The organism is Streptomyces sp. JK94, from assembly GCF_053613315.1.
Genome location: NZ_JBSICH010000011.1, coordinates 191,749 through 218,556 on the forward strand (window position 1 = coordinate 191,749; position 26,808 = coordinate 218,556).

At 72.4% G+C, this 26,808-nt stretch carries 27 protein-coding genes; 11 read left to right on the forward strand and 16 right to left on the reverse strand.

What is annotated here, in order from left to right:
- Nucleotides 1-139 precede the first annotated feature (139 nt).
- The gene (locus tag ACVV2G_RS11410) at nucleotides 140-604 is read left to right on the forward strand and encodes a type II toxin-antitoxin system PemK/MazF family toxin (RefSeq protein ID WP_453842531.1); all 465 of its coding nucleotides are present in this window, start codon (nucleotides 140-142) and stop codon (nucleotides 602-604) included.
- Between the two features lie 4 nt (nucleotides 605-608).
- Here ACVV2G_RS11410 and ACVV2G_RS11415 read toward each other — a convergent pair whose 3' ends face one another.
- The 6 genes from ACVV2G_RS11415 to clpS form a co-directional block, all read right to left on the reverse strand.
- Nucleotides 609-1,559, reverse strand: coding sequence for a PLP-dependent cysteine synthase family protein (locus ACVV2G_RS11415; protein WP_453842532.1), 951 nt, complete (start codon nucleotides 1,557-1,559; stop codon nucleotides 609-611).
- A 5-nt stretch (nucleotides 1,560-1,564) separates the two neighbouring features.
- Nucleotides 1,565-1,843: a MoaD/ThiS family protein gene (locus ACVV2G_RS11420; protein ID WP_453842533.1), complete on the reverse strand. Its 279-nt coding sequence runs from the start codon at nucleotides 1,841-1,843 to the stop codon at nucleotides 1,565-1,567.
- A 100-nt stretch (nucleotides 1,844-1,943) separates the two neighbouring features.
- Nucleotides 1,944-2,039 (reverse strand): putative leader peptide, encoded by a 96-nt coding sequence (locus ACVV2G_RS11425; RefSeq protein ID WP_310873142.1) that lies wholly within the window; start codon nucleotides 2,037-2,039, stop codon nucleotides 1,944-1,946.
- 90 nt (nucleotides 2,040-2,129) lie between these two features.
- Complete coding sequence (locus ACVV2G_RS11430; protein ID WP_453842534.1) at nucleotides 2,130-2,552, reverse strand: M67 family metallopeptidase; 423 nt, start codon at nucleotides 2,550-2,552, stop codon at nucleotides 2,130-2,132.
- Nucleotides 2,553-2,908: 356 nt separating this feature from the next.
- Nucleotides 2,909-3,523, reverse strand: coding sequence for a DUF2017 domain-containing protein (locus tag ACVV2G_RS11435; RefSeq protein WP_453842535.1), 615 nt, complete (start codon nucleotides 3,521-3,523; stop codon nucleotides 2,909-2,911).
- A gap of 41 nt (nucleotides 3,524-3,564) precedes the next feature.
- Nucleotides 3,565-3,882 carry an ATP-dependent Clp protease adapter ClpS gene (gene clpS, locus ACVV2G_RS11440; RefSeq protein ID WP_453842536.1) on the reverse strand — a complete coding sequence of 106 codons (318 nt, stop codon included), beginning with the start codon at nucleotides 3,880-3,882 and terminating at the stop codon, nucleotides 3,565-3,567.
- Nucleotides 3,883-3,980: 98 nt separating this feature from the next.
- On the opposite strand from clpS, the gene ACVV2G_RS11445 reads away from it, so the two are divergent.
- Both ACVV2G_RS11445 and ACVV2G_RS11450 read left to right on the forward strand, forming a co-directional pair.
- A complete protein-coding gene (locus ACVV2G_RS11445; RefSeq protein WP_453842537.1) occupies nucleotides 3,981-5,333 on the forward strand; it encodes a nicotinate phosphoribosyltransferase in 1,353 nt (450 codons plus the stop codon).
- Between the two features lie 85 nt (nucleotides 5,334-5,418).
- A complete protein-coding gene (locus ACVV2G_RS11450; protein ID WP_453842538.1) occupies nucleotides 5,419-6,006 on the forward strand; it encodes a nicotinamidase in 588 nt (195 codons plus the stop codon).
- Between the two features lie 15 nt (nucleotides 6,007-6,021).
- On the opposite strand, the gene ACVV2G_RS11455 is transcribed toward ACVV2G_RS11450, so the two are convergent.
- The gene (locus tag ACVV2G_RS11455; protein ID WP_453842539.1) at nucleotides 6,022-6,363 is read right to left on the reverse strand and encodes a hypothetical protein; all 342 of its coding nucleotides are present in this window, start codon (nucleotides 6,361-6,363) and stop codon (nucleotides 6,022-6,024) included.
- Nucleotides 6,364-6,509: 146 nt separating this feature from the next.
- Nucleotides 6,510-8,861: an immune inhibitor A domain-containing protein gene (locus ACVV2G_RS11460; protein WP_453842540.1), complete on the reverse strand. Its 2,352-nt coding sequence runs from the start codon at nucleotides 8,859-8,861 to the stop codon at nucleotides 6,510-6,512.
- A 416-nt stretch (nucleotides 8,862-9,277) separates the two neighbouring features.
- Here ACVV2G_RS11460 and ACVV2G_RS11465 point away from each other — a divergent pair, with 416 nt between their 5' ends.
- Nucleotides 9,278-9,562, forward strand: a complete 285-nt coding sequence (locus ACVV2G_RS11465) for a hypothetical protein (RefSeq protein WP_453842541.1) — start codon at nucleotides 9,278-9,280, stop codon at nucleotides 9,560-9,562.
- A 30-nt stretch (nucleotides 9,563-9,592) separates the two neighbouring features.
- On the opposite strand, the gene ACVV2G_RS11470 is transcribed toward ACVV2G_RS11465, so the two are convergent.
- Both ACVV2G_RS11470 and ACVV2G_RS11475 read right to left on the reverse strand, forming a co-directional pair.
- Nucleotides 9,593-10,387, reverse strand: a complete 795-nt coding sequence (locus ACVV2G_RS11470) for an RDD family protein (RefSeq protein ID WP_453842542.1) — start codon at nucleotides 10,385-10,387, stop codon at nucleotides 9,593-9,595.
- A gap of 247 nt (nucleotides 10,388-10,634) precedes the next feature.
- Complete coding sequence (locus ACVV2G_RS11475; protein ID WP_453842543.1) at nucleotides 10,635-12,389, reverse strand: RDD family protein; 1,755 nt, start codon at nucleotides 12,387-12,389, stop codon at nucleotides 10,635-10,637.
- Between the two features lie 249 nt (nucleotides 12,390-12,638).
- Between ACVV2G_RS11475 and ACVV2G_RS11480 the strand changes: the two genes are divergently transcribed.
- Nucleotides 12,639-13,058: an SsgA family sporulation/cell division regulator gene (locus ACVV2G_RS11480; protein WP_453842544.1), complete on the forward strand. Its 420-nt coding sequence runs from the start codon at nucleotides 12,639-12,641 to the stop codon at nucleotides 13,056-13,058.
- 94 nt (nucleotides 13,059-13,152) lie between these two features.
- Here ACVV2G_RS11480 and ACVV2G_RS11485 read toward each other — a convergent pair whose 3' ends face one another.
- On the reverse strand, nucleotides 13,153-14,658 hold the full coding sequence (locus ACVV2G_RS11485) for an FAD-binding oxidoreductase (RefSeq protein WP_453842545.1): 1,506 nt from the start codon (nucleotides 14,656-14,658) through the stop codon (nucleotides 13,153-13,155).
- A 98-nt stretch (nucleotides 14,659-14,756) separates the two neighbouring features.
- Here ACVV2G_RS11485 and ACVV2G_RS11490 point away from each other — a divergent pair, with 98 nt between their 5' ends.
- The gene (locus ACVV2G_RS11490; protein WP_453842546.1) at nucleotides 14,757-16,166 is read left to right on the forward strand and encodes a tetratricopeptide repeat protein; all 1,410 of its coding nucleotides are present in this window, start codon (nucleotides 14,757-14,759) and stop codon (nucleotides 16,164-16,166) included.
- A 19-nt stretch (nucleotides 16,167-16,185) separates the two neighbouring features.
- On the opposite strand, the gene hppD is transcribed toward ACVV2G_RS11490, so the two are convergent.
- Nucleotides 16,186-17,331, reverse strand: a complete 1,146-nt coding sequence (hppD, locus tag ACVV2G_RS11495) for a 4-hydroxyphenylpyruvate dioxygenase (protein ID WP_453842547.1) — start codon at nucleotides 17,329-17,331, stop codon at nucleotides 16,186-16,188.
- A 125-nt stretch (nucleotides 17,332-17,456) separates the two neighbouring features.
- On the opposite strand from hppD, the gene ACVV2G_RS11500 reads away from it, so the two are divergent.
- From ACVV2G_RS11500 to ACVV2G_RS11520, 5 genes are read left to right on the forward strand one after another with little or no spacing between them, the layout of a single operon-like run.
- Nucleotides 17,457-17,939 (forward strand): Lrp/AsnC family transcriptional regulator, encoded by a 483-nt coding sequence (locus ACVV2G_RS11500; RefSeq protein ID WP_453842548.1) that lies wholly within the window; start codon nucleotides 17,457-17,459, stop codon nucleotides 17,937-17,939.
- Between the two features lie 26 nt (nucleotides 17,940-17,965).
- Nucleotides 17,966-18,613: an ABC transporter permease gene (locus tag ACVV2G_RS11505; protein ID WP_453842549.1), complete on the forward strand. Its 648-nt coding sequence runs from the start codon at nucleotides 17,966-17,968 to the stop codon at nucleotides 18,611-18,613.
- The gene (locus tag ACVV2G_RS11510; protein WP_453842550.1) at nucleotides 18,606-19,856 is read left to right on the forward strand and encodes a betaine/proline/choline family ABC transporter ATP-binding protein; all 1,251 of its coding nucleotides are present in this window, start codon (nucleotides 18,606-18,608) and stop codon (nucleotides 19,854-19,856) included. The genes ACVV2G_RS11505 and ACVV2G_RS11510 overlap by 8 nt, the downstream gene beginning before the upstream one ends.
- Nucleotides 19,853-20,764, forward strand: a complete 912-nt coding sequence (locus ACVV2G_RS11515) for an ABC transporter permease (protein ID WP_453842551.1) — start codon at nucleotides 19,853-19,855, stop codon at nucleotides 20,762-20,764. Before ACVV2G_RS11510 ends, ACVV2G_RS11515 begins: the two co-directional genes overlap by 4 nt.
- Nucleotides 20,761-21,753 carry a glycine betaine ABC transporter substrate-binding protein gene (locus ACVV2G_RS11520; protein WP_453842552.1) on the forward strand — a complete coding sequence of 331 codons (993 nt, stop codon included), beginning with the start codon at nucleotides 20,761-20,763 and terminating at the stop codon, nucleotides 21,751-21,753. The genes ACVV2G_RS11515 and ACVV2G_RS11520 overlap by 4 nt, the downstream gene beginning before the upstream one ends.
- Before the next feature lie 15 nt (nucleotides 21,754-21,768).
- Here ACVV2G_RS11520 and ACVV2G_RS11525 read toward each other — a convergent pair whose 3' ends face one another.
- From ACVV2G_RS11525 to ACVV2G_RS11540, 4 genes are all read right to left on the reverse strand, one after another.
- Nucleotides 21,769-22,548: a S16 family serine protease gene (locus ACVV2G_RS11525; protein WP_453842553.1), complete on the reverse strand. Its 780-nt coding sequence runs from the start codon at nucleotides 22,546-22,548 to the stop codon at nucleotides 21,769-21,771.
- Between the two features lie 171 nt (nucleotides 22,549-22,719).
- Nucleotides 22,720-23,379, reverse strand: coding sequence for an IclR family transcriptional regulator (locus ACVV2G_RS11530; protein ID WP_453842554.1), 660 nt, complete (start codon nucleotides 23,377-23,379; stop codon nucleotides 22,720-22,722).
- A 303-nt stretch (nucleotides 23,380-23,682) separates the two neighbouring features.
- Nucleotides 23,683-25,479, reverse strand: a complete 1,797-nt coding sequence (locus ACVV2G_RS11535) for a DEAD/DEAH box helicase (RefSeq protein ID WP_453842555.1) — start codon at nucleotides 25,477-25,479, stop codon at nucleotides 23,683-23,685.
- Between the two features lie 578 nt (nucleotides 25,480-26,057).
- Nucleotides 26,058-26,654: an SUKH-4 family immunity protein gene (locus ACVV2G_RS11540; RefSeq protein ID WP_453842556.1), complete on the reverse strand. Its 597-nt coding sequence runs from the start codon at nucleotides 26,652-26,654 to the stop codon at nucleotides 26,058-26,060.
- Nucleotides 26,655-26,808 lie beyond the last annotated feature (154 nt).

Sequence of the window (26,808 nt, forward strand, 5' to 3'; positions counted from 1 at the left end):
GCGAGACCTGCGGTCGCTCCTCCGCCAGGGGCTGTTGTGGGCGAACTCACCTGCGCTGTCACCGGTTCGGCTGGACGCAGGGCGCACGAGGCCACGGGAGGGGCGCGCGGGGGTGGTGTGCGCCGGTACCGTCGTCGGTATGGACACGTCCTGGTGGCTCGCCTTCGCGGCGGTGGTACTGCTCGCACTCGTCGCCGCGGTCGTCGACGGCTGGGGGCGGGGCCGGCGGCCTTCCCGGCCGGGCGGCAGCCGGCGTCCGCCGGGGCGGCCCACGGGGCCGAGGGGGCGGGCGGCGAGGCCGCGGCCCGCGGAGATCTGGTGGGCGAACGTGCCGTACGAGGACACGGACGGTGCGAAGGACCGGCCGTGTCTGGTGCTCTCGGTGCGCGGGCGGCGGGCGCTCGTCGCGAAGATCACCAGCCGGCACCGGGAGGAGCGGGCCGGGGTGATCGCGTTGCCGCCGGGCGCGGTCGGCGACGCGCGGGGGCGGACGAGCTTCCTGGAGACCGACGAACTGCGCGAGGTGCCGTTGGGGGACTTCCGGCGCCGGGTGGGCGAGGTGGACCCGGCCCTGTGGGACCGGGTCCGTCATCTCGCCCGGTGAGGCGTCAGGCCCAGAGCTGGCCCTGGAGGGCCTCGATGGCTTCCTCGGTGGTGGCGGCCGTGTAGACGCCGGTGGAGAGGTACTTCCAGCCGCCGTCGGCGACGACGAAGGCGATGTCGGCGCTCTCGCCGGCCTGCACCGCCTTCCGGCCGACGCCGATCGCCGCGTGCAGGGCGGCGCCGGTGGAGACGCCCGCGAAGATGCCCTCCTGCTGGAGGAGCTCGCGGGTGCGGGTGACCGCGTCGGCGGAGCCCACGGAGAAGCGGGTGGTGAGGACGGAGGCGTCGTACAGCTCGGGTACGAAGCCCTCCTCGAGGTTGCGCAGGCCGTACACCAGGTCGTCGTAGCGCGGTTCGGCGGCGACGATCCTGACGTCGGGCTTGTGCTCGCGCAGGTAGCGGCCGACGCCCATGAGGGTGCCCGTGGTGCCGAGGCCGGCCACGAAGTGGGTGAGGGAGGGGAGGTCGGCGAGGATCTCGGGGCCGGTGCCGGAGTAGTGGGCGCCGGCGTTGCCCGGGTTGCCGTACTGGTAGAGCATCACCCAGTCGGGGTGCTCGGCGGAGAGTTCCTTGGCGACGCGTACGGCGGTGTTGGAGCCGCCGGCGGCCGGCGAGGAGATGATCTCCGCGCCCCACATGGCGAGCAGGTCCCGGCGCTCCTGCGAGGTGTTCTCGGGCATCACGCAGACGATGCGGTAGCCCTTGAGCCGGGCGGCCATGGCGAGCGAGATGCCGGTGTTGCCGCTGGTGGGTTCGAGGATCGTGCAGCCCGGGGTGAGGCGGCCGTCCTTCTCCGCCTGCTCGATCATGTACAGCGCGGGGCGGTCCTTGATGGAGCCGGTCGGGTTGCGGTCCTCCAGCTTGGCCCAGATGCGGACGTCGTCGGACGGCGAGAGCCGCGGCAGGCGCACCAGGGGGGTGTTGCCCACCGCGGCCAGCGGGGAGTCGTAACGCATCGTGATCAGGCCATGCCGCCGGCGACGGCCGGCAGGATCGTGATGCTGTCGCCGTCGGTGAGCTTGGTGTCGATGCCGTCCAGGAAGCGGACGTCCTCGTCGTTCAGGTAGACGTTGACGAAGCGGCGCAGCTGATCGCCGTCCACGATGCGGGCCTGGATGCCCGCGTGCCGGGTCTCGAGGTCGGCGAAGAGCTGGGCGAGGGTGTCCCCGTTTCCCTCCACCGCCTTCTGGCCGTCGGTGTACTGGCGGAGGATGGTGGGGATGCGGACCTCGATGGCCATGGCTGAGGGCTCCTGTCGGAAGGTGTCGTGGGTTCGGTGGGGCGCGCGGCGGCACGCGGCAGCCCGCCGCGGCTCACGGCCGTACGGCGGCGGCGGAGGATCAACAGATGGCGCTGTTCAGCCTGCACAGGTCGACGTGCAGCCGCGCCACGAGCAGCGTGCCCGGCGCCTTTTCGCTCACGTCGAGAAGAACCATGGGCTCATCGTATCGATTCCCGGTCCCGCTCCAGGAGGGTGATCTCACACTTCGGACGCAATTCATCCGCGATACGAGATCAGGTCGGGCTCAGTACGTCTCCACGACCTTGACCTCCTCCTCCGTCACCTCTCCTTCCAGGATGCGGAACGACCGGAACTGGAAGTCGCCGGCGCCGTCGGTGTCCGCCGTGGAGACCAGGACGTAGTGGGCGCCGGGTTCGTTGGCGTAGGTGATGTCGGTGCGCGAGGGGTAGGCCTCGGTGGCCGTGTGGGAGTGGTAGACGACCACCGGCTCCTCGTCGCGGTCGTCCATCTCCCGGTAGAGCTTCAGCAGGTCCTGGGAGTCGAACTCGTAGAAGGTCGGCGAGCGGGCGGCGTTCAGCATCGGGACGAAGCGCTCGGGGCGGCCCTCGCCGGCGGGACCGGCCACCACGCCGCACGCCTCGTCGGGGTGGTCCTCGCGCGCGTGGGCGACGATCTGGTCGTACAGGGCCTGGGTGATGGTCAGCATGCGGCCAGGATAAGCAGAAGGGCCGGTCCGTACCGAGGGGTGGTACGGACCGGCCCGCATGCCGGACATTCGGAGCGGCCCACGCACCGGGGCGACATGAGCGCCCCGGGCGGCCGGACGTCCCTGGCGCGTGAACGCGCTGGTCAGCGCCCGCCGACCGGGGTGGCCGGAGCGGCCGGAGCGGTCGTCAGGGGGCCTTCTCCCTCTCCGGCTCGCCGCGCCGTTCGGTGATCCGCGGGTGGCGGCTCTCGAGCACCGCCCGGCCGATGCCGGGGGCGGCGTCTCGAAGGGATCGTCACCCGGAGCCGAGACTCCGCCGAGCGGACGCGGACGCGGAGGGGGGCGGACCGCCCCGTTCAGGGCATGAGGGTCGCGACGAGCGTCTCCTGGAGCCCGCCGAGCCACAGGTAGGCCATCACCATCGGCTTGCGCGGGTCCTCGTCGGGCAGCCGGTAGAGCAGGTCGGTGTCGTCCTCGTCGTCGATCTCCAGCCGGGAGCCGATCGCCAGGCGCAGGTCGTTCAGGGTGCTCAGCCACTGCCGGGACTCCTGCGCCGACAGCTTCAGCACCGCGCCGCCCTCGCCCGCACCCGCGCTCGCCGAGGCGAGGGCGTCCAGGGAGCGGATCACCGCGAGCGCGTTGCCGCGCTTGCCGGCGCGCAGGTCGTTCTCGGTGTAGCGGCGGAACTCGGCGGAGTGCGCCCGCTGCTCCTCGGCCTCCCTGGCCTGCGGGGTGCCCTCGGGGTCGCCGTAGGCGTCGGGGAACAGGCGGCGCAGCACCGGGTCGGAGGGCGGCTCGCTCGGGCCCTCGGCGAAGAGTTCGGCGAGCGGGTCGTCGGAGGCGTCCTCGGCCGGACCGGGACCGATCAGCTCCAGGAGCTGCACGGCCAGCGACCGGATGATGGAGGTCTCGACGTCGTCGAGGGCGACGGCCGCGCCGCCGCCGGGGAGCGGTTCGAACTGTCCTGGCATGGAGGTGATTCAGCTACTTCCGTCCTGCGGGCGGGCGTGGGTCATTTCCGGTCCTGCTGGAGGGTGGCCCACAGACCGTAGCCGTGCATGGCCTGGACGTCCCGCTCCATCTCCTCGCGGCTGCCGCTGGAGACGACCGCCCGGCCCTTGTGGTGGACGTCCATCATGAGCCTGGTGGCCTTCTCCTTCGAATAGCCGAAGTAGGACTGGAAGACGTACGTCACGTAACTCATGAGGTTGACGGGATCGTTGTGCACGATCGTCACCCAGGGCACGTCGGGCTCGGGTACGGCGAAGACCTCCTCCGCCGACTCGGTCTTCTCGATCTCCATGGGTGCGGCTGCGGTCACATGGCCCATGCTGCCACCACAGGGGGGCGCCCGCACAAACGGGCCTGTGGGCCGTGCCACGCGACCATAAATCGTCAGACTGACGAAATGGGGGTACGATCCTTGCCATGAACACAGCCGACCTTGGGCTGCCGGTGGACGTCCCGTCGACGGCGCTCTTCACTGACCAGTACGAGCTGACCATGCTCCGAGCCGCCCTGAAGGCGGGCACCGCGGAGCGGCGCAGCGTGTTCGAGGTCTTCACCCGCCGACTGCCGCACGGGCGCCGCTACGGCGTGGTGGCGGGCACCGGGCGGGTGCTGGACGCGGTGGAGAACTTCCGCTTCGACGCGGGGGTCCTGCGCTTCCTGCGCGAGAAGGGGATCGTCGACGGGGAGACCCTGGACTGGCTCGCCGGGTACCGCTTCAGCGGCGACATCCGGGGCTATCCCGAGGGCGAGGTGTACTTCCCGGGCTCGCCGATCCTGCGGGTCGAGGGGACCTTCGGCGAGTGCGTGCTGCTGGAGACGGTGATCCTCTCCATCCTCAACCACGACTCGGCGATCGCCGCCGCCGCCTCCCGGATGGCCTCGGCCGCCGGGGAGCGTCCGCTGATCGAGATGGGCGCCCGCCGCACCCACGAGCTGGCCGCGGTGGCCGCCGCCCGCTCCGCCTACGTCGGCGGCTTCGCGACCACCTCCGACCTGGCCGCCGGCTTCCGCTACAACATCCCCACCGTCGGCACCTCCGCCCACGCCTTCACCCTGCTCCACGACACCGAGCGGGACGCCTTCCGCGCCCAGGTGGACGCGCTCGGCCGGAACACGACGCTGCTGGTGGACACCTACGACGTCACCGAGGCCGTCCGTACGGCCGTGGAGATCGCCGGGCCCGAGCTGGGCGCCGTGCGCATCGACTCCGGCGACCTGCTGCTGGTCGCCCACCGGGTGCGGCAGCAGCTGGACGAGCTGGGGGCCACGGAGACGAAGATCGTGGTGACCTCGGACCTGGACGAGTACGCCATCGCCTCGCTGGCGGCGGCGCCGGTGGACGCGTACGGCGTCGGCACCCAGCTGGTGACCGGGTCCGGGCACCCGACGGCCTCGATGGTCTACAAGCTGGTCGCCCGCGAGTCCGGCGGTCCCGCGGGCGAGGGGGCGCCGCTGGTGCCGGTGGCCAAGAAGTCCAGCGGCGGCAAGACCTCGGTCGGCGGCCGCAAGTGGGCCGCCCGGCGGCTGGACTCCCAGGGGTACGCGGAGGCCGAGGTGATCGGCACCGGGCCGGTGCCCGACGACCTCGCCGGCCGGCAGCTCCTCGTGGAGCTGGTCAGGGGCGGGGAGGTGGTCGCCCGCGAGCCGCTGGACGCCGCCCGGGACCGGCACGCGGCCGCCCGCGCCAACCTGCCGCTGTCCGCCACCCAGCTCTCCCGGGGGGAACCCGTCATTCCGACGGAGTACGTGCACGGGGGCTCGGGTAGCTAAAGCTGGTGCGGGCCGGCCGGCCCGCACCACCAGCCCACTCGTCCCCTCCCCACCCCGCAGTCGCCCCAGCCGAAGGACACCGACCATGCGCCGCGCCCTGATCGTCGTAGACGTGCAGAACGACTTCTGCGAGGGAGGCAGCCTTGCGGTGACCGGCGGTGCCGACGTGGCCGCCGCCATCACCGAGCTGATCGGGCAGGCGCCCGCCGGCTACCGCCACGTCGTGGCCACCCGCGACCACCACGTCGCGCCGGGCGGCCACTTCGCCGACCACCCCGACTACGTCCACTCCTGGCCGGCGCACTGCGTCGCCGGCACGGAGGGGGTCGGCTTCCATCCGAACTTCGCCCCCGCCGTCGCCTCCGGCGCGATAGACGCCGTCTTCGACAAGGGGGCGTACTCGGCCGCCTACAGCGGCTTCGAGGGCGCCGACGAGAACGGCACCCGGCTCGCCGACTGGCTGCGGACCCGGGAGATCGACGAGGTCGACGTCGTGGGCATCGCCACCGACCACTGCGTGCGGGCCACCGCCCTGGACGCCGCCCGCGAGGGCTTCCGTACCCGGGTGCTGCTGGACCTGACCGCCGGGGTGGCCGCGGAGAGCACCGAGCGGGCGCTGGAGGAGCTGCGGGCGGCGGGCGTCGAGCTGCCCGGGAAGCCGGTCGTCCAGTAGCGGGGCCGGGCCCGGCTACGTCTGGGCCGTCGGGCCTCTGAGCAGGGCCCGGACCGGGTGCCACAGCTCCTGGACCCGTTCCGGGCCGCCCGGGACGCCGGTCACCGGTGCCGTCCGCCATATCAGGCCGTCCGGGTGGTGCAGGACCGCCGTGATCTCGTCCGGGGTCGGCGGGGCGGCGTTGCCCCGCAGGTAGACCGCGCGCAGTCCCAGGTTGCGCAGCCTGGTCAGGGCGCGCGCCCGGTTGGGGGCGTGGACGAGAAAGCGCAGGCTGCCCTCCGGTCCGACGGGGCTGGGCAGGTTCAGTGCCACCACCACCGTGCCGTTCGGCAGCTTGCAGAAGCCTCCTGCGGCCATGCGGTCATACCCCCGTGTCAGCCGGTGCCGGTCCGGTTGTCGAACCAGGTGTCAATAAGAGAGTCACAGGACGCACCTAAACACGGATCGGCGGCGACCCGCCAGGGGGTCACCGCCGATCACGCTCTGACCTGGGCAGATGCTGTTTACCTGCCTGCGGGGCCGACCTCCAGCTCGATCGTCGAGCCGTTCTTGGCCTCCTTCAGGATCTTGATCTTCGTGTTGGTGTCAGTGATCTTGACGCCGCCGGTCGGGTTCGACTCGTCGTAGTAGTCGCTCTTGCGGTCGTTGAAGACCGAGACGCCCTTCGAGCCCGGGAAGTACTTCGCCACGTCCGCCTTGTGCAGCGTGAGGGCGTCCGTGCGGTACAGGCTGAACGGCGAGTCGTACGACTGGATGCGGTTGCGCACCAGCGTGCCGTCCTTCCACGTCATCGCGGTCGGGTGCGAGTCGACGGGCAGGAGGAGACCGGTGCCCGGGTGCTGGCTGGTGTTGTTGTCCGCCTGGGAGGTGTCCCACTTCCAGATCAGCAGGCCGTTCTGGTACGGGTAGTGCTCCACCCAGTCCGGGCGCTCCGTGAAGCCGAAGTTGTACGGGCCGGCCTTCAGGGTCTTGTCGTACGACACGTACTGCCGGTTCTCGGCGATGTAGTACTGCGCGTAGTCCTTGCTGAAGGAGGCGCCGACGCGGGAGAAGCCGGCGGCCGTCCACGCGGCGTCCGCGGTCTCGGCGTTGTCGGTGAAGAGCGCCTCGCCGTCCGCGGTGACCGTGATCCGGTCGGCCGTGAAGCCCTTCTGGGCCACGCCGCCGTCGGTCTGGTAGCGGAAGCGGAGGTCGATCTTCTTGCCGGCGTAGGCGTCGAGCGGGTACGTGAACTCCGTGTACGCGTCGAGCGTGCCGTGCAGGGCCGGCTTGTCGGCGGCGTCGCGCGGGATCGGCTGACCGTCCATCGTGCCGTCGATCGCGGTCCAGTTGGCGCCGCCGTCGGTGGAGACCTCGGTGTAGAGGTAGTCGTAGTTGGCCTCGATGTCGTACCAGCCGTCGAAGGTCAGCTCGGCCTCCGACCTGCCGGTCAGGTCGACCGAACGGCTCAGCGTGTTCCTGAGGTCGTCGCCGCTGCCGCTCCACCACTGGGTCGCGCCCTCGGCCGGGGTGGTGATCTCGGTGGTGACCGCCTTCTTCGGCAGCTCCACGACCAGGCCCTGCTTGTGCTTGGTGTTGTACTCGGCGACGCCCAGCTTGTGCCAGGAGTCGACGCCCGCCTTGGCGGTGTCGTAGTTCAGCCAGCCGAGCTGGAGCTTGTCCCAGGCGGTCATGTCGCCGGGCAGGTCGCCGATCTCGTCGCGGCCGGTGCCGAGCCACGAGCCGGACGACATCAGCGTCCAGAAGCCGGTGGAGTTCTCGCCGCCGGCGGTGTCGTAGTGGTCCGGCAGACCGAGGTCGTGGCCGTACTCGTGGGCGTAGACGCCGAGTCCGCCGTTCTCCGGCTGGATGGTGTAGTCGCCGACCCAGATGCCGGTGGAGCCGATCTGCGAGCCGCCGAGCCGGTTCTGCTCGGGGCCGGTGGCGCCGGCGTCGGTGCCGAAGGCGTACCAGCGGTGGGCCCAGATCGCGTCGGTGCCCTGGGCGCCGCCGCCCGCGGACTCGTCCTCGCCGGCGTGCACGATCTGGAAGTGGTCGATGTAGCCGTCGGGCTCGTTGAAGTCGCCGTCGCCGTCGCCGTCGTAGCGGTCCCACTCGTCGAAGCGGGCGGCGTCGGCCTTGATCTGGGCGTCGGTGCGGCCGGCCGCCTTCTGCTGCTCGACCCAGGCGTTCAGGCCGTCGCTGACGACGTTCCACACACTGGGGCAGTTGGTGGCGCCGCAGGCGTTGTTGCCGTAGCGGGCCTCGTTGTAGGGGACCTTGACCCAGTCGGAGACCTCGCCCTCGACCGAGTATCGGCCGGAGGACTGCTTCTCGTAGTACGTCTTGACCGAGTCGACGCCCTTGCCGGACCCGAAGTACAGGTCCTGGTAGTGCTGCTGGTCGTAGTCCTCCTGCCAGGCCGTCGAGTTGTCCGTCCTGCGGTCGGGCTCGGCGATCTGGTTGTGCAGCGGGCCCGCGTCGCCGCCGTAGCGGCTGTCGGTCTGGTCGCCGAACTCGACCAGGATGGTGAAGATCTTGTCGGTCTTCTCCCGGCCCAGCTCGACGTACTTGGCGTCGCCCTTCTTGCTCTTGAGCTGGACGACGTTGGAGCCGTCCTTCTTCTTCACGGAGGCCTTGCCGGATATGACCTGCTTCAGGGCCTCCTCGCGCTGGGCCGCCTGGGTGTCACTCAGGGGCCCCTTGAGGTCATGCGCGTGCATGTCCTTCGCGGGGTGCGGGTCGTGGTGGTCCACGGCCTCCGGCTTGGCGGGCGAGTCCGCCTGTGCGACGCCCGCCGCGGAGAGCGTGGCGGTGGCGGCCGCCAGGGCGACGGTGGTCGCCGCCGTTCTGAACTTCCAGGATCTGCTGGTCACTTGAATTCCTCCCCCGCGTGCACGCGCGCGGATGGGGGGACAAGGGCATGCAAAGTCCGCGCACACGTGGTCAACGCGTGTAGTCAAGTGACGACATTTGACTAGAGGTTCACCGGAAAAGACAGACCTTGACTTGAGCAGGACAACTGCACTATGCGGAGACCGGGTTCGCTTTGCGGACATCGCGCCGGGGCCGGGTGCGGCTCCGGACGGGCGCGCGGGACCGTCCACTTCCCGGGCGCCATGAATCCGTGCGCCCCCCGTGCACCGGCCCCGTCGGTCAGGCCGTGCTTACTGCCGGTTCCCCTCGGGCACACAGCGGGTTAGAGTCGCTTGGCACCACGCCCGGAAGCCGGCGGAAAACCAGGCCGACAGCCCGTCTCACCCCCAGATTGTCTTCCGAGGACACGATGGCCATGCCCCGTCCGACCGCCGCACAGTTCGCCTACGGTACGTGCACCGTGATCTTGTCGACGCTCGCCATGCTGCTGCTGTCACAGACGAGTTCGGGTCCTGGAATCGCCGTCGTCGCCGTCGCGGCGCTCGCCCTCGGGCTGCTGGTCGCCATGACCGTCCCCCAGCCGAGGGCGCGCAGGGTGACCGCCGTGCCGGCCCGCCGGCCCGCCGCGGACCGGGAGCCGGCGCCGGCGGCCCGGGTCTCCGCGGGGGCGGGCGAGTCGGTGCGCGGTCGCGCCGCCTGACGCCTTCCCCCGCCCCGGTCCTCCGGTACGTCAACGGGTGCTGACCACCACGGTCTTGGCCGCCTTGTCGTGCAGGCCCTGCTTGTAGGGCCGGTCGAAGAAGCTCCAGCCGCCCGCGACGACCGTCCAGACGCAGGCGCAGCAGAAGGCGAACGGGATCCACAGCACCAAGGCGCGGACCAGCGACGTTTGCACCGAGGGGGTGGCGCCGTCGTCCAGGTTGGCCACCCGCAGGCCGAGCCACTTCTTGCCGAGGGTCTGGCCCGACCTGCTGGTCATGTAGGTGTCGTAGGCGATGTAGAGCAGGGCGGCGATCAGGGACTGCCCGAAGGACTTGCCGAACGAGATGTCGTCGCCGTCGACCTGGTACTCCTGGACGTTGAAGGCCCAGCTCAGCAGCCAGACCACGAGGCCCACGAGGATCATGTCGAGGATCCGCGCGAGGGTGCGCCGCCCGCTGTCGGCGAGCGGGGGCATGCCGGCCGGCGGATCGGTGGGGCGGGAGCCGCCACCGTACGGGCCGCCTCCGAAGGGACCTGCGCCGCCCGGGGGCGGAGCACCGTAGGGGCCACCGCCCCCGCCGGGGGGCGGAGCGCCGTACGGACCGCCCCCGCCCGGAGGGGAGGACGCGCTGCCGCCGTACGGCGGAGGCCGGCCGGTGCCGCCGTGCGGGGGCGGGGTGTCGTACGGCGAGCCCGTACCGCCCACGCCCGGGTCGGGGCCGGGGCCGGGCTCCTGGCCCGGACCGGGGGTCGGGGGGCGCTTCCTGAACGGGTCGTCTTCCGGCGGCTGCCCGCCGGATCCGGGGGGCGGTTCGCTGCTCATGGCCCGAGTCGACCGCGAACCCTCCCGGGGCGCATCCGGCGCGCCGCCGTCCGGAGTACGGGTGCCTCCGGTGGTGGGGCGGGGGGCGGGGCGGCGGTGCCGGGGGTGGGGCCGGGGGTGGGGCCGGGGGTGGAGGTGGTGACGCCGGGAGGGGGAGTCGCCGTGCCCGAGCCGTCATTCGACGTGGGCGGGCCCCGCCCGCGGGTGCCGGCCCGCGGGAGGCGGCCCACGGGTGCCGGCCGGCGGATCAGCCCGCCACGAACGTGCCGGACGCCTTGTCGTGCCAGCACTGGTGCCACGGCCGGTCGAACAGACACCACACGACGCCCACGAGGCCGACGGCCAGGAGACCGGGGACGCTGTAGACCAGCCAGCGGCGCAGGGCCGCGCCGAAGGACGGGGGCTCGTGCGCCTCGATGTCCCGCACCTCCAGGCCGAGCAGCCTCTTGCCCAGGGTGCGGCCCCACTTGGCGGTGGGCAGCGCCTCGTAGACGACGCCGAAGAGCAGCAGGACGGCCAGCACGATGCCCAGGCAGGTGGACGTCGTGCCGTCCAGCAGCCAGACCGTGACGGTCTCGCCCGAGAGCCGGGCCGCCTCGATCTTGTCGTTGACGTGGTCGATCGCCCTGCCGCCGAGCGGGACGGCGGCCACCGCGGTGACGCCCGCCAGGACGACGGTGTCGATCAGCCGGGCGGCCAGCCGCTTGCCGAGTCCGGCCGGCCGGGCCGCCGCCTGGCGCCGGGCTGCGGCCTGGAACACGTCCTCGACGGGGGGCTTCCAGGGCGCGACGGGCGGCTCGTCCCCGGCCGCGCCGGCGAGCCGGTGCACCTGCTGCGCCCACGAGGTCTGGCCCCCGCCGGGACCGGGCGCGACCGGGGCGGAGACGGCGGGCTGAGGGGCGGCGCCCTGGTGCGGGACGGCCGGGCCGGCCGGGCCTCCCGACGGGCCCGTCCGCTGCGGGCCGGAGAGCGCCGTCGGACCCTGCATGGCCGCGGCACGGGCGGCGGCGGCCTTGCCGGCACCGAAGCCGGGGCCGGGGCCGCCCGCGACGGCCGCGTCACCTCCCGGCGCGCCCGCGCGCGGGGAGACCGCACGGAAGGTCATGGTCCCCTCGTCGCCGCCGCCACCGGCGCCTTCGTCGGGGGCCGGGGTGTGCCCGGCACCGGCCGTCGGGCGCCGGAAGACGAAGGTGTTGCCGGACCCGGCCTCCGCCTCGCCGGACGCGGTCCCCGGCGCGGTGGCCGCCCGCGCGGAGCGGGGGCCGTCACTCTGCGCGGGCCGTCCCTCGACCGCTCCCGCCCCGGCGGCACCGCCGGGGCCGTGCCCCTCCCGCGCACCGCCGACCGCTCCCGCACCCCCCGACGCCGTCGCACCGGACCCTCCGCCGGCGCGGGCCCCCGGCCCACCGGACCCCCCAACGGCCCCGGCACGGGCACCACTCGGGCCCGCACCACCGTCTGAACCGGAAACGGAACCGGAAGCGGAACCTGAACCGGAAGCGGAACCTGAACCGGAAGCGGAACCCGGGTGACCGGACCCCGGTTGACCGGAGCCACCACCGGCGCCCGCGTCGGCGGGACCGGCCCCGGCCGCCGCTCCCCCGGCCGGACCCCCTCCGCGCGCGTGCGGGACCCTCGGGTCCGCGCCCTGGGCGGTGCCCGGCCAGGCGACGCGCCGGTTCGAGGCGTCGGCGAAGCCGGACTGGTGGGAGCGGTCGGCACCCCAGGCCGTGGCGGCCTCCGGGCGGCTGCCGTGCTGGGACGCCGCGGCGGGCGGGTCCTCGACCGGGTCCTCGTCGAAGAAGTGCGGGCCGGTCTCCTCCAGGGAGGGCCGCGCACCGGCCGGCGGCGCGAGCGCTTCGCCGTCCTTGGGCGCGGGACGGCTGGTGCCCGGCACCCAGGAGGCGCCGTTCCAGTACCGGACGTAGCCGGGAATGGACGGGTCCGGGTAATACCCCTCACGGGGCGTGTCGTCGCCGGGGGCCGGGGTTGGGGCGCTCATGTCCGTCGTCCCGTATCTGCTCGGGGGTTGATAGGGGGCTCAACATCTATCAGACGGGCGCAATCCGCACCGCCGGTCCCGCCGGACCCACCCTTTCCGGGCAACCTCGTGCATGGACCTTCACACGCGGGACAGAGGTGGGGAAAAAGTTTCACGAACCCGCGTAACGCTCACGGCCCTCGCCGCTCCCCCTCGTGCGGCCCGTTCCAGGCGGCCCGTGCGGACCCGTACGAGAGAGGACACCCCTTCATGCACCCCAACCCCGCCGTCGTAGAGCGCGAACTGGAGCTGAGGCTCATCCTGTCGCCCGAGCGCGGCGTCCCGGTGCCCGCCCTGCTCGGCTACCACGCCGACGACCCGTACGCCGTCCACATCACCTTCCACGTCGGCTCCGGCCACCCGGTGCACTGGACGTTCGCCCGCGAACTGCTGGTGGAGGGGGTGTTCCGGCCGTGCGGGCAGGGGGACGTACGGGTGTGGCCGTCGAAGGCGGAGGGGCGCAGCGTCGTGCTGATGGCGCTGAGCAGTCCGGACGGGGACGCCCTCCTGGAGGCGCCGACGGCCCAGGTGTCGGCCTGGCTGGAGCGGACCCTGCGGACGGTGCCGCCGGGGACCGAGGGCGGCCGGCTCGGCATCGACGACGGGCTGGCCGAGCTGCTCGCCCGGTGAGGACCCGGCGAGGACCCGGTGAGGGCGGGTGTCGAGCGGTGAGGACCGGTACCTAGCGGTGAGGCCGACGCGGGCCACTGCGGGCCGGCGGGGATCAGAAGAGCTTGCCCGGGTTGAGGATGCCCAGCGGGTCGAAGACCCCCTTGACCGCCCGCTGCATCTCCAGGCCCACCGGACCGATCTCCCGCGCGAGCCACTCCTTCTTCAGCACGCCCACACCGTGCTCGCCGGTGATGGTGCCGCCGAGTTCCAGGCCGAGGGCCATGATCTCGTCGAAGGACGCGCGGGCCCGCCGGGACTCGTCGGGGTCGCGGGCGTCGAAGCAGACCGTCGGGTGGGTGTTGCCGTCACCCGCGTGGGCGCAGACCCCGATGGTGAGGTCGTACTCGGCGGCGACGCGCTCGATGCCCTCCAGCATGTCGCCGAGCCGGGACCGGGGCACGCACACGTCGTCGATCATCGTGGTGCCCTTGACGGCTTCGAGGGCGGTGAGGGACAGGCGGCGTGCCTGGAGGAGGAGTGCGGACTCGGCCGCGTCGTCGGCGGGGACCACCCGGGTGGCGCCCGCGGCCTCGCAGAGCGCGCCCACGGCGGCGAGGTCGGCGGCCGGGTCGGCGGTGTCGAAGGCGACGAGCAGGAGGGCCTCGGTGGTCTCCGGCAGGCCCATGCGGGCGAGGTCGTTGACCGCCCTCAGGGTCGTACGGTCCATCAGTTCGAGGAGGGACGGCACGTGCCCGCCCTCCCCCCGCCCGGCACCGCCCGCCTCGCGCCCCTCCGTCCCCATGATCCGGCAGACCGCGTCGCAGGCGGCGGACGCGGAGGCGAACTCGGCGGCCAGCACCAGCTGCTCGGGCGGCTTGGGGCGCAGCGCGAGGACGGCCCGTACGACGATGCCGAGCGAGCCCTCGGAGCCGACGAAGAGGCGGGTGAGGTCGTACCCGGCGACGCCCTTCGCGGTGCGGCGGCCGGTGGACATGAGGCGGCCGTCGGCGAGGACGACGTCCAGGCCGAGGACGTACTCGGCGGTCACCCCGTACTTGACGCAGCACAGCCCGCCGGAGGCGGTGCCGATGTTGCCGCCGATGGTGCACGTCTCCCAGCTGGAGGGGTCGGGAGGGTAGTACAGGCCGTGTTCGTTCACCGCGCGGGAGAGCGTGGCGTTGACGACGCCCGGTTCGACGACGGCGACGCGGTCCACCGGGTCGATCTCCAGGATGCGGTCCATCCTCGTCAGGGAGAGGACCACGCAGCCGTCGGTGGCGTTGGCGCCGCCGGACAGACCGGTGCGGGCGCCCTGGGGGACGACCGGGACGCGCAGTTCGGTGGCGGTGCGCATGACGTGCTGGACGTCCTCGACCGTGCGCGGCAGGACGACCACCGCGGGGGCCCCGGCCGGGCAGAAGCTCGCCATGTCGTGGGCGTAGGAGGCCGTGACGTCGGGGTCGGTGAGCACCGCGTCGGCGGGCAGGCCGGTGAGCAGCCGGTCGACGAGGGTGCCGGGGAGCGCGGGCGCTCGGACCGCGGCGGCTGCGTCGGCGTCGGTGGCTGCGGCTCCGGCTCCGGCTCCGGCTGCGTCGCGAGGCGCTTCGATACGGCTCATGATCTCAGGTTCGCACCCGGGGCCATCGGTGTGAACCCCGTCGCCGGCACCCGGCGCAAGCCCGGGTGGACCCGTCGTACGGGCGCACAGTGAGCGCCATGGAGGTCATGAAGAGGGAGACCGAACGCGGGTGGCGCGCCCGTCGCGGGCGCCGGGTGCTGATCGCCTCCGCGGCCGGGGCCGTCGTGCTCGGCGGGGTCCTGGTGCTGCTGTCCCGGGGCGGCGACGCTCCCCCGCCCGCGCCGGGGCCCGCCGCGCTGGCGCGCGGTGCGGTCACCACGGGGGTGCCGGCCGCGCTGCCGGACCTGGCGGTGCTGATCGGTGACCGGGAGAGGCACCTGCGGGCGCAGCCGCTGGACGGGGTGTCGTGGGCGGTGCTCGGGACGGCGTACGTCGAACAGGGGCGCCGGACGGCCGACGTGGCGAACTGGCCCAAGGCCGAGAAGGCGCTGCGCACCTCGCTCCAGGTGGGGGCGCAGCGCAATCCGCAGGCCCTGGAGGGGCTGGCGGCGCTGGCGGTGGCGCGGCGCGACTTCCCCGCGGCGAAGAAGTGGGGAGAGAGCGCGGTGAAGGCGGGGCCGAAACGGTGGACGGCCCACGCGGTACTGATCGACGCGTACACCGGGCTCGGCGACCACGAGGGGGTGCGGCGGGCCCTGGACGAGGTGATGGAGCTGCGTCCGGGCGCACCGGCCGTGGGGGCGCGGGCCGCGGCCGTCTACCGGGACCTGGGCTGGCGGGAGGACGCGGCGGCGCGGATCTCGGACGCGGCGGCGGCCGCCGGGGCACCGGCCGAACGGGCGGCCTACCTGGAGCAGGCGGGGCGGCTGGCGTTCGAGCGCGGGGACCGGGAGGAGGCGCTGCGGTTCTTCCGGGAGGCGCTGCGCGTCGACCCCGACCAGCGGGCCGCGCAGGCGGGGCAGGGGCGGGCGCTGGCCGCGCTGGGCCGGACGACCGACGCGCTGTCCGCGTACCAGGCGGCGCTGGTCAAGCAGCCGAGTCCGGAGTACGCCCTGGAACTCGGCGAGCTGTACGAGTCGCTGGGGCTCGGACAGGCCGCGCGGGTGCAGTACGACCTGCTGCGCGAGCGGGTGCGGGCGGCCGGGGCGGCCGGGGCCGACGAGGAGCTGGTGCTGGGGCGGTTCGAGGCCGATCACGACGACCCGGGGGCGGCGGTGCGGCGGCTGCGGGACGAGTGGGGGCGGCAGCCCGGGACCGCGGTGGCCGACGCGCTGGGCTGGGCGCTGCACCGGGCCGGTGAGGACGAGGAGGCGCTCGAGTTCGCGACGATCGCGACGGAGGGCGACCAGGGGGGCGGGGTGCGCAGTGCGCTGTACGCGTTCCACCGGGGGATGATCGAGAAGGAGCTGGAGCGGTACGGACCGGCGCGGCGGCGGCTCGGGGAGGCGCTGACGATCAATCCGTACTTCTCCCCGCTGCGGGCGCCGGAGGCGAAGCGGGCGCTGGCGGAGCTGGGCGAGCCCTCCGTGGAGGACCCGCCCGGTTAGCCGTTGGCCGGTCGTGGCGTCAAAGGTTGCCGCGCTTGGCCTGCTCGCGCTCGATCGCCTCGAACAGGGCCTTGAAGTTGCCCTTGCCGAAGCCCATCGAGCCGTGCCGTTCGATCAGCTCGAAGAAGACGGTCGGGCGGTCCTGGACCGGCTTGGTGAAGATCTGCAGCAGGTAGCCGTCCTCGTCGCGGTCGACGAGGATCTTCAGCTCGCGCAGGGTCTCCACGGGCACCCGGGTCTCGCCCGCCCACTCGCCGAGCGTGTCGTAGTACGAGTCGGGGGTGTCCAGGAACCGGACGCCGGCCGCCTTCATCGTGCGCACGGTCTGCACGATGTCGTTGGTGTTCAGCGCGATGTGCTGGACGCCGGCGCCGCCGTAGAACTCCAGGTACTCGTCGATCTGCGACTTCTTCTTGGCGACGGCGGGCTCGTTGATCGGGAACTTGACCTTGAGGGTGCCGTCGGCGACGACCTTGGACATCAGCGCGCTGTACTCGGTGGCGATGTCGTCGCCCACGAACTCCTTCATGTTCGTGAAGCCCATGACCTTGTTGTAGAAGCCGACCCACTCGTTCATGCGGCCGAGTTCGACGTTGCCGACGCAGTGGTCGACGGCCTGGAAGGTGCGTTGGGCGGGCGGCTCGACCATCGGCTCGGCGGCGACGTAGCCGGGCAGGTAGGGGCCGTCGTAGCCGGTGCGCTCGACGAGGGTGTGGCGGGTCTCGCCGTAGGTGGCGATGGCGGCGAGGACGACGGTGCCGTGCTCGTCCCGGACCTCGTGGGGTTCCTCGATCGAGCGGGCGCCGTGCTCGACGGCGTAGGCGTGGGCGGCGCGCGCGTCCGGGACCTCGATGGCCAGGTCGACGACGCCGTCGCCGTGCTCGGCCACGTGCCGGGTGAGGAAGTGGCCCCAGTCGGTGGCGGGCTTGATCACGGAGGTGAGGACGAAGCGGGCGGAGCCGTTCTCCAGGACGTAGCTCGCGGTCTCGCGGCTGCCGTTCTCCGGTCCGGAGTAGGCGACCAGCCGCATGCCGAAGGCGGTGGAGTAGTAGTGCGCCGCCTGCTTGGCGTTGCCCACGGCGAAGACGACCGCGTCCATTCCCTTGACCGGGAAGGGGTCTGCCTGCCGGGCGGTGTCGGGAGTGTGGTGTGTGGTCTGCGTCATAGCCGCAGGGTCTCCCGCGTCAGCAAGGTGCGCAATAGTTTGCGTTTTCACTGGACATCCTGACCAGTGATACGGCGGTTTGGGCGGGCGATCCGTACAGGATGACCAGCCGGGAGGGTGGGGGGATGGCGATCGATCGGCTGGACGGGCGGATCATCGGGCTGCTGGCCCGGGAGCCGCGGATCGGGGTGCTGGAGATGTCCCGGCGGCTGGGGGTGGCACGCGGCACCGCGCAGGCGCGGCTCGACCGGCTTCAGTCGAACGGAGTCATCCGCGGATTCGGTCCCGAGGTGGACCCGGCGGCGCTCGGCTACCCGGTGACCGCGTTCGCGACCCTGGAGATCCGGCAGGGTCAAGGGTCCGACGTGCGGGCGCACTTGGCGACCGTGCCGGAGGTGCTGGAACTGCACACCACGACCGGCACCGGGGACATGCTGTGCCGGCTGGTGGCCCGCTCGAACGCCGATCTCCAGCGGGTGATCGACCGGGTTGTCGGTTTTGATGGCATCGTCCGGGCCGCCACGGCGATCGTCATGGAGAACCCGGTGCCCCTGCGGATCATCCCGCTGGTGGAGCAGGCGGCCCGCGACACGGGCGGCGAGGACTGAGACGGGCGAACCGGAGGTGAGCGCGGGTGAACTTCTGGGAGTTCGTGGGCAGCCGCCACCAGCAGCTGCTCACCGACGCCTACCAGCACGCCAGCGCGGTCTTCCAGTGCATGGTCGTGGCGACCCTGCTCGGGGTCCTGATCGGTGTCGTGACCTACCGCAGCGAGTGGGCGGGGAACCTGGCGACCCTGACCACGTCGACCATCCTGACCATCCCGTCGCTGGCCATGATCGGTCTGCTCATCCCCATCGTGGGCCTGGGCGTGCCGCCGACGGTGACGGCGCTGACGCTGTACGGGCTGCTGCCGATCGTGCGCAACGCGATCGTCGGCCTGCGCGGGGTCGATCCGGCGCTGGTGGACGCCGCCACGGGCATCGGGATGTCGCGCCCGGCCCGGCTGCTGAAGGTGGAGCTGCCGCTGGCCTGGCCGCCGATCCTCACCGGCATCCGGGTCTCGACGCAGATGCTGATGGGCATCGCCGCCATCGCCGCCTACGCCTCCGGACCGGGCCTCGGCAACGAGATCTTCCGCGGGATCGCCTCGCTGGGCAGCCAGAACGCCCTCAACCAGGTGCTTGCGGGCACCCTCGGGATCATCGTTCTGGCACTCCTGTTCGACGCCGCGTACGTCCTGCTCGGGCGGCTGACCATCCCGAGGGGGATCCGTGTCTGAGAACGGCGACCGTGCCACCACCGGGGCGACCATCGAGCTGGACTGCCTGACCAAGCGCTACCCGGGCAGCGGGCAGCCGGCCGTCGACAACGTGTCGATGGAGATCAAGGCCGGCGAGACGGTCGTCTTCGTCGGCCCCTCGGGCTGCGGGAAGTCCACCACCCTGAAGATGATCAACCGGCTGATCGAGCCGAGCGGCGGACGCATCCGCATCGACGGCGAGGACGTCACCGACATCGACCCGGTGAAGCTGCGCCGCAAGGTCGGCTACGCGATCCAGTCCTCCGGGCTCTTCCCGCACATGACCGTCGCCCAGAACATCGCACTCGTACCGAGGATGACCGGCTGGTCGAAGTCCCGCATCCGGTCGCGGGTGGAGGAGATGCTCGACCTGGTCGGGCTGGACGCCGGGGAGTTCCACGGCCGCTATCCGCGCCAGTTGTCGGGCGGCCAGCAGCAGCGGGTGGGCGTGGCGCGGGCGCTGGCGGCCGATCCGCCGGTGCTGCTGATGGACGAGCCGTTCGGCGCGGTGGACCCGATCACCCGGGACCACCTCCAGGACGAGCTGATCCGGCTCCAGCACGAGCTGCACAAGACGATCGTCTTCGTCACCCACGACTTCGACGAGGCGATCAAACTGGGCGACCGGATCGCGGTGCTGCGCGAGCGCTCCCACATCGCGCAGTTCGACACCCCGGAGGCCATCCTCACCAACCCGGCGGACGACTTCGTCTCCGGCTTCGTGGGCGCCGGGGCGGCACTGAAGCGGCTGAACCTGACCCGCGTGCGGGACGTGGAGGTCACCGACTACCCGACGGTGACCGTGGAGGACCCCCTCCAGCACATCTTCAACCGGCTGCGGGCGGCCGGCACCAACGAGATCCTGCTCCTCGACCGGCGCGGACGGCCCTACAAGTGGCTCAGGCGCGGTGACCTGATGCGGGCCAAGGGCTCGCTGGCGCGGGCCGGGACGCTGGTCCACGACACGGTGACCCGGGACGCGACGCTGCGGGACGCGCTGGAGGCGGTGCTCACCGACAACGCGGGGCGGGTCGCGGTCACCGGGCGGCGCGGCGAGTACGAGGGCGTCGTCGACATGGAGACGCTGATGAACTCCGTGCAGGACCTGCTGGAGGCCGACCGGCTGGACGCGCTGGAGCACCGGCACGACCTGGAGGAGGCACGGGCCGAGCAGACCCATGCCGAGCAGGAGGGCTTCGGAGGGGAGGGGACCAAGGCGTGAGCACCTCTTCTTCCGGCTCTTCCAGTCCTTTCGGCTCCTCCGGTCCTTCCGGTCCTTCCGGCTCCGTCAAGCGGCGGCCCGACGGCGAGCACGAGGTCCGGGGGGTCGCCTACCGGGACGAGGACGAGACGGAGGCCGAGCCGCGCCCGCCGGCCCCGGCGGCATCGCGGCGGCGCATCGGCTGGCGGAAGCTGACCTTCCTGCCCGCTCTCCTGGTCGCCGTGCTGCTGGCGACCTGGCTGTGGTTCCGGCAGGCCGAGCTGGACGCGCTCAGTCAGAACGCCCTGTCGGACGGCCAGGTCACCAAGGCACTGTGGCAGCACGTCCAGCTGACCGTGATCTCCACCTTCTTCGTGCTGATCATCGCGATCCCGCTGGGCATCCTGCTCACCCGCCGGATGTTCCGGAAGGCGACACCGGTGGCGATGGCCTTCGCCAACATGGGCCAGGCGACCCCGGCGATCGGTCTGCTGGCACTGCTGGTGATCTGGCTGGGCATCGGCCGCCGGGCCGCCCTGATCGGCATCATCGTCTACGCCGTCCTGCCGGTGCTCTCCAACACCATCGCCGGCCTGAAGGCGAACGACCCGACGCTGCTGGAGGCGGCCCGCGGCATCGGCATGTCCCCGCTGGGCGTGCTCTCCCGCGTGGAGCTGCCGCTGGCCGTCCCGCTGATCCTGGCCGGCGTGCGCACCGCCCTGGTCCTGAACGTCGGGACGGCGACGCTGGCCGTCTTCGGCGGGGGCGGCGGGCTGGGCGTGCTGATCACCACCGGGATCACCAGCCAGCGGATGCCGGTCCTGGTGCTCGGCTCGGTCCTCACCGTGGCCCTCGCGCTGCTGGTGGACTGGCTGGCCTCGCTCGCGGAACTGCTGCTGCGGCCCCGCGGCCTGGAGGTGAGGACATGACCGCCCGCCCCGGACACGGAAGCGGCAGGCGCCGTACGTGGCTGCTGACGGCCGCGCTGCTGGTGGCGGCCTCCGGCTGCGGACTGACCAGCGGCTCCCCCATGGTCGACGACGTCGGTCCCGGTTCGATCGGGAAGGGCCGGCCACTGGAGGGGGCCGACCTCACGGTCGTGTCCAAGCAGTTCACCGAGCAGCTCGTGCTCGGCGCGATCATGGGCATCGCCTTCCAGGCGGCCGGCGCCGAGGTGCTGGACCGCACCGGCATCCAGGGCTCCGTCGGCACCCGGGCGGCAGTCGAGAACGGTGACGCCGACGCCACCTACGAGTACACGGGCACCGCCTGGATCACGTACCTGGGGCACGGCGAGCCGATCACCGACCCGCGCGAGCAGTGGGAGGCGGTGCGTGACGAGGACGCGGGGAACGGGCTGACCTGGCTGGCGCCCGCCCGGCTGAACAACACCTACGCGCTGGCGATGAACCAGGCGAACTTCAGGAAGTACGGCACCCGGACGCTGTCCGAGGTGGCGGAGCTGTCGAAGACCGACCCGGCGGCGGTGACGCTGTGCGTGGAGGTCGAGTTCGCCAACCGGGCGGACGGGCTGCCGGGCATGGAGAAGGCGTACGGGATGGACGTCCCGGCCAGGAACATCACGGACATGGACACCGGGATCATCTACACGCAGACGGCCGACGGCGCCTGCACCTACGGCGAGGTGTACACCACCGACGGGCGCATCAAGTCGATGGACCTGGTGGTGATGGAGGACGACGAGCACTTCTTCCCGAACTACAACGCGGCGCCCATGGTCCGCACCGACGTCCTGGAGAAGTGGCCGGCCATCGCCGACGTCCTCGACCCGGTCACCGAGGCCCTGGACAACGACGTGGCGCGGACGCTGAACGCGAAGGTCGACGTCGACGGGGAGGACCCGCACCAGGTGGCCCTGGACTGGATGGTCGAGAAGGGGTTCGTGAAGGAGGAATGAGCGGGGCCGGCCGCCTCAGCAGGCGGGGACCTCGCCGTTGCCGCTCTCCAGGGCCTTGAGCGAGTCGACCGCGCCCCGCAGGGTGGTGACCGGGATCAGCCGGAGCCCCTGCGGCAGCTCGGCCCGCGCGTCCGAGCACTCCGCCTTCGGCACCAGGAAGACGGTGGCCCCGTCCCGCCGCGCGGCCTGCGTCTTCAGCGGCACTCCGCCCACGGCGCCGACCTGGCCGCCGGTGGTGATCGTGCCGGTGCCGGCGACGACCCTGCCGCCGGTGAGGTCGCCGGCGCCCAGCTTGTCGATGATGCCGAGGGAGAAGAGCAGGCCCGCGCTGGGCCCGCCGACGTCCTCCAGCCGCAGGTCGACGTCCACGTCCGCGTCGCCGAGGTCCAGGTAGCCCAGCGCGGCCTCGGTCGCCGCGTCCTGGGACTCCTCCATCTGCTTCTTGTTGTACTCCTCGATCTCCTCGACGCCGTCACCGTTCGGGTAGACGGCGTCGCGCGGCATCACGGCCCGGTCGGTGTCGAACCAGCTCCCGAGGACGTCGCCGAGGTGGACGCTCGTGTCGGGGCCGGTCGCCTCGATCGTGGTCATCCGCAGCTGCCCGGTCGTCTCGTGCGTCGGCGCGCCCTTGACCGTGATCACCGGGGCGCCCTGGTTCGTCCCGAGCACGTCGGCCGTCAGCCCGGGCTGCGCGACGGAGAACGGCAGCGGCGCGCACACGGCGGTGGCGAGCAGCGCCACGACGGGCAGCGCGCAGACGGCGAGGACCTGGGGGCGCGTGAGACGAGAGAGCACGGGGTCAATCTAACGTGAGAGCGCCACCGCCCCGGTGCGTGGGCGACGAAGCCGGGGCCCGCCGGGGCGCGGGCACCCGCGCGCCCCGAACCACCCGGCCACCACGGGCACCCCCGCACCCCGGACCGCTGGGACACCGGCACCGGCACGGCTGCCCACGGGTCGGTACGCCTAGCGCAGCGCCTCCGCCACCTCGCGGGCCGCGTCCATCACCCGCGTCCCCACCCGCTCCGGCACCACCTCGGCCAGCATCACCACGCCGACGCTGCCCTCGACGCCCGTCACCCCGAGCAGCGGCGCCGCCGCTCCGCAGGCCCCGGCCTCCAGCTCCCCGTGGGTCAGGGTGTAGCCGGGCGCGTCCGCCGCCTCACCGGCGAGCCGGGGCTGCTGCCGCGCGGACAGGATCGCCTTGCCGGCGGCACCGCGCTCCAGCGGATGCCGGAACCCCGCCCGATAGGCGACGTGGTAGTCCGTCCAGGTCGGTTCGACGACGGCCACGGCCAGTGCCTCCGCCCCGTCCACCAGCGTGAGGTGCGCCGTGGCGCCGATGTCCTCGGCCAGCGCCCGCAGCGCCGGCATCGCCGCCTCGCGCACCAGCGGATGCACCTGCCGGCCGAGCCCCAGCACGCCGAGTCCGACCCGGGCACGGCCGCCCAGGTCACGGCGTACCAGCGCGTGCTGCTCCAGCGTGGCGAGCAACCGGTACACGACGGTCCGGTTGACGCCCAGTTTGTGGGACAGCTCGGTGACGGTCAGCCCGTGGTCCGTGTCGGCCAGCAGCTTGAGGACGCGCAGTCCCCGGTCGAGCGTCTGAGAGGTCTCCGCGGTCACGACGCCCACTCCTTAGTGGTGAGGCGGCGGCCCCCTTCGCGGCGGATGCGTCACCGAGTCCCGTCAGTGACGCGCTTCAGAGGCCGTCGATCGGCTGACGGCCCGGCCGTGTGCCCGGGCCCAGTCGCTTCACGGCTGCGCTCCGCGGCGGCGCTGCCACGGGGCGTGTGCGTAGCGGGACAGTAGCGACCAGGTCCGCTCAGCGGAAGGCTCCGTCCAGAATCCGGGCGGAGGCCGGCGTGGACTACCTGCTTTTGTCCCGATACGTACGGCGCCCGCGGACGGGCGCCCGCGCCCCGCCCGTCACTTCATGCGGGTGGCCCACTCCTGCACCTTGGCGATGCGCTGGCGCAGCTGCCCGGCGGTGGCCTCGGCGCTGGGCGGGCCGCCGCACACCCGGCGCAGTTCGGTGTGGATCACGCCGTGCGGTTTGCCGCTCTGGTGGACGTAGGCGCCGACCATGGTGTTCAGCTGCTTGCGCAGCTCCATCAGCTCCTTGTGCGAGACGACCGGGCGCCGCTCGGCGGGCATCTCCAGCAGGTCGGCCTCGTCGTCGGGCTTCCTGCGGCTGTGCGCGATCTGCCGGGCCTGCCGCTTCTGGAGCAGCAGCTGCACCTGGTCGGGCTCCAGCAGCCCCGGGATGCCGAGGTAGTCCTGCTCCTCCTCGCTTCCCGGGTGGGCCTGCATGCCGAACTCGGCGCCGTTGTACATGACCCGGTCGAAGACCGCGTCGGACTCCAGCGCCTCGAAGGGCAGCATGTCCTGCTCGCCGGTGTCCTCGTCCTGCTCCCGGTTGGCCTCGTCCATCTCCTTCTCGGACTCGGCGTAGGGGTCCTCCTCGCCCTCCTTCTTGGGCTTGTCGAGGACGTGGTCGCGCTCGCGCTCCATCTCGTTGGCGAAGGTGAGCAGGTCGGGCACGGTCGGCAGGAAGACGGAGGCGGTCTCGCCGCGCCGCCTGGACCGTACGAAACGGCCGACGGCCTGCGCGAAGAACAGCGGCGTGGAGATGGTGGTGGCGTACACGCCGACCGCCAGGCGGGGCACGTCGACGCCCTCGGACACCATGCGGACGGCGACCATCCACCGGTCGGTGCTCTCGCTGAACGTGTCGATGTTCCTGGACGCGCCGGTGTCGTCGGAGAGCACGACGGTGGCCTTGCTGCCGGTGATCTCGCGGATCAGCTTGGCGTAGGCGCGGGCGGAGTCCTGGTCGGCGGCGATGACCAGCGCGCCGGCGTCCGGGATGGCCTTCCTGACCTCGGTCAGCCGCTGGTCGGCGGCGCGCAGCACGGCGGGCATCCACTCGCCGCGCGGGTCGAGCGCGGTACGCCAGGCCTGGCTGACCGCGTCCTTGGTCATGGGCTCGCCGAGGCGGGCGGCGATCTCGTCGCCCGCCTTCGTCCGCCAGCGCATGTTGCCGCTGTAGCTCATGAAGATGACCGGACGGACGACGCCGTCGGCGAGCGCGGAGCCGTAGCCGTACGTGTAGTCGGCGGCGGAGCGCCGGATGCCGTCGTTGCCCTCCTCGTACGTGACGAAGGGGATCGGGTTGGTGTCCGACCGGAACGGCGTACCGGTCAGCGCGAGGCGCCGGGTGGCCGGCTCGAACGCCTCCAGGCAGGCCTCGCCCCAGGACCTGGAGTCGCCGGCGTGGTGAATCTCGTCGAGGATGACGAGGGTCTTGCGCTGCTCGACGCGGTTGCGGTGCAGCATGGGGCGCACGCCGACGCCCGCGTACGTGATGGCGATCCCGTGGTACTCGCGGCTGAGCGGACCCGCGCTGTACTCGGGGTCCAGCTTGATCCCTATCCGGGCCGCGGCCTCCGCCCACTGCTTCTTCAGGTGCTCGGTCGGCGCGACGACGGTCACCTGCTGCACGACGTGGTGGTGCAGCAGCCAGGACGCGAGCGTCAGGGCGAAGGTGGTCTTGCCGGCGCCGGGGGTGGCGACCGCGAGGAAGTCCCGGGGCTGCTCCTGGAGGTACTTCTCCATCGCCCCCTCCTGCCAGGCCCGCAGCTTGCTGGCGGTGCCCCACGGGGCGCGGCCGGGGAAGGCCGGGGAGAGGTGGTGCGAGGTGCTGGAGCTGGCGGTGGTAGTCACGGTCTCCGAAGGGGGTAGAACGGCTCGGCCACGTATGACAACCGGGCCACCCTACCGGCGGGCGGATGCGATCGACGTCCGCACCGGGGCGGGTCACCCCCGGGTGGGACGGACGTCACAGCCGCCCCGCCCGTCGCACGGCCGTCCCCCGGCTCACCGCTCCCGCAGCCGTGTCACCACCCGACTGCTCGCCGAAGACCCTCCCGAACAGGCTGGTCGTCACCTTCTCGGACGTGAACGGCCGAGCTTGTACGCGCGGTCGTTCACACCTCGTCGCGCTTCCGACTGCCCCCTCTCAACAACCAGCAGCCGCGGTGACCTACAGGGCAATCGTTCGCTTTTCCGGCTCCACCGGGCAGCCCTACAGGCGCTCCGCGTCAAAGGGAGAGCGGATGCGGCGATGTGCCGCGTCACAGGAAAACTACTTTCACACGCTCCGACCTACCCGGAGAGGCCGGTCTTCTTCGCCATCTCCATGAGCTTGGGTCGTGCCCTCTGATGGAGCACGAACAGTACTCGGATCACCTCTCTGGACATGGGGTGCACCTCAGCCATCTGAGGGGCCACCTCAAAAGCCTTCACAAGGGCTTGTTCAGCCCCGGCGCAATCCCTGGTTGTGCGGGTTCGACTCCCGTCACGACCTCTATCGCTGCCGCGCGGCGCAGCAGCCACAGTGTGAAGACGAGGGTCGAGACGTCCGGAGTGAGCGGGCGCAGGCTCGTGTCGGACGGGTGCCAGGTCAGGACCGTGCCGGTCGGGCCGTCCACGACCACGTCGCTGCCGTCGGGCAGCCGGCCCAGCCGGACGAGATGGCCGGCTGCCCCGCCCGGGGCCCGGTCGCCGTAGTACTCCGCCAGGGTCGGCAGCGGTATCCCGTCGCCGTCCGCCGCGAGCGGGAACGCGTTCTCCGGCAGGCCCGTCTCGCTCAGGAAGCGGCGGGTGGGCTCGTGAGTGAGGGCAGGCGGGAAGTCGATGTCCTCGTACCGGGCCACGCGGTCCCGGCCGAACTCGCCGGTCAGCAGGCGGTAGGACAGGTCCAGGGCGAGCCCGCAGGCCGTACGGCGACCGGCGGACACCAGCAGGCAGCCGATCACCGCCGCCGACGTCCAGAACAGCGGTACGCGCGCGGGTGTCCGCGTCGCCGTGTCCGCCGTGTCCGTGGTGACCTCGTGCATCTTCTCCCCCGGGTGTGCGTGAGCGCGCTCCGTACGGTGGGAGCCTCGGCCGTCCCCCACCGCTTCGCAGCCTAGGGGGCACCACTGACAACGGCCCGGCACACCGGACGCGCCCGTCCCTTGTACAGACGCGCCGCGCACCCCGCGCGTTGCC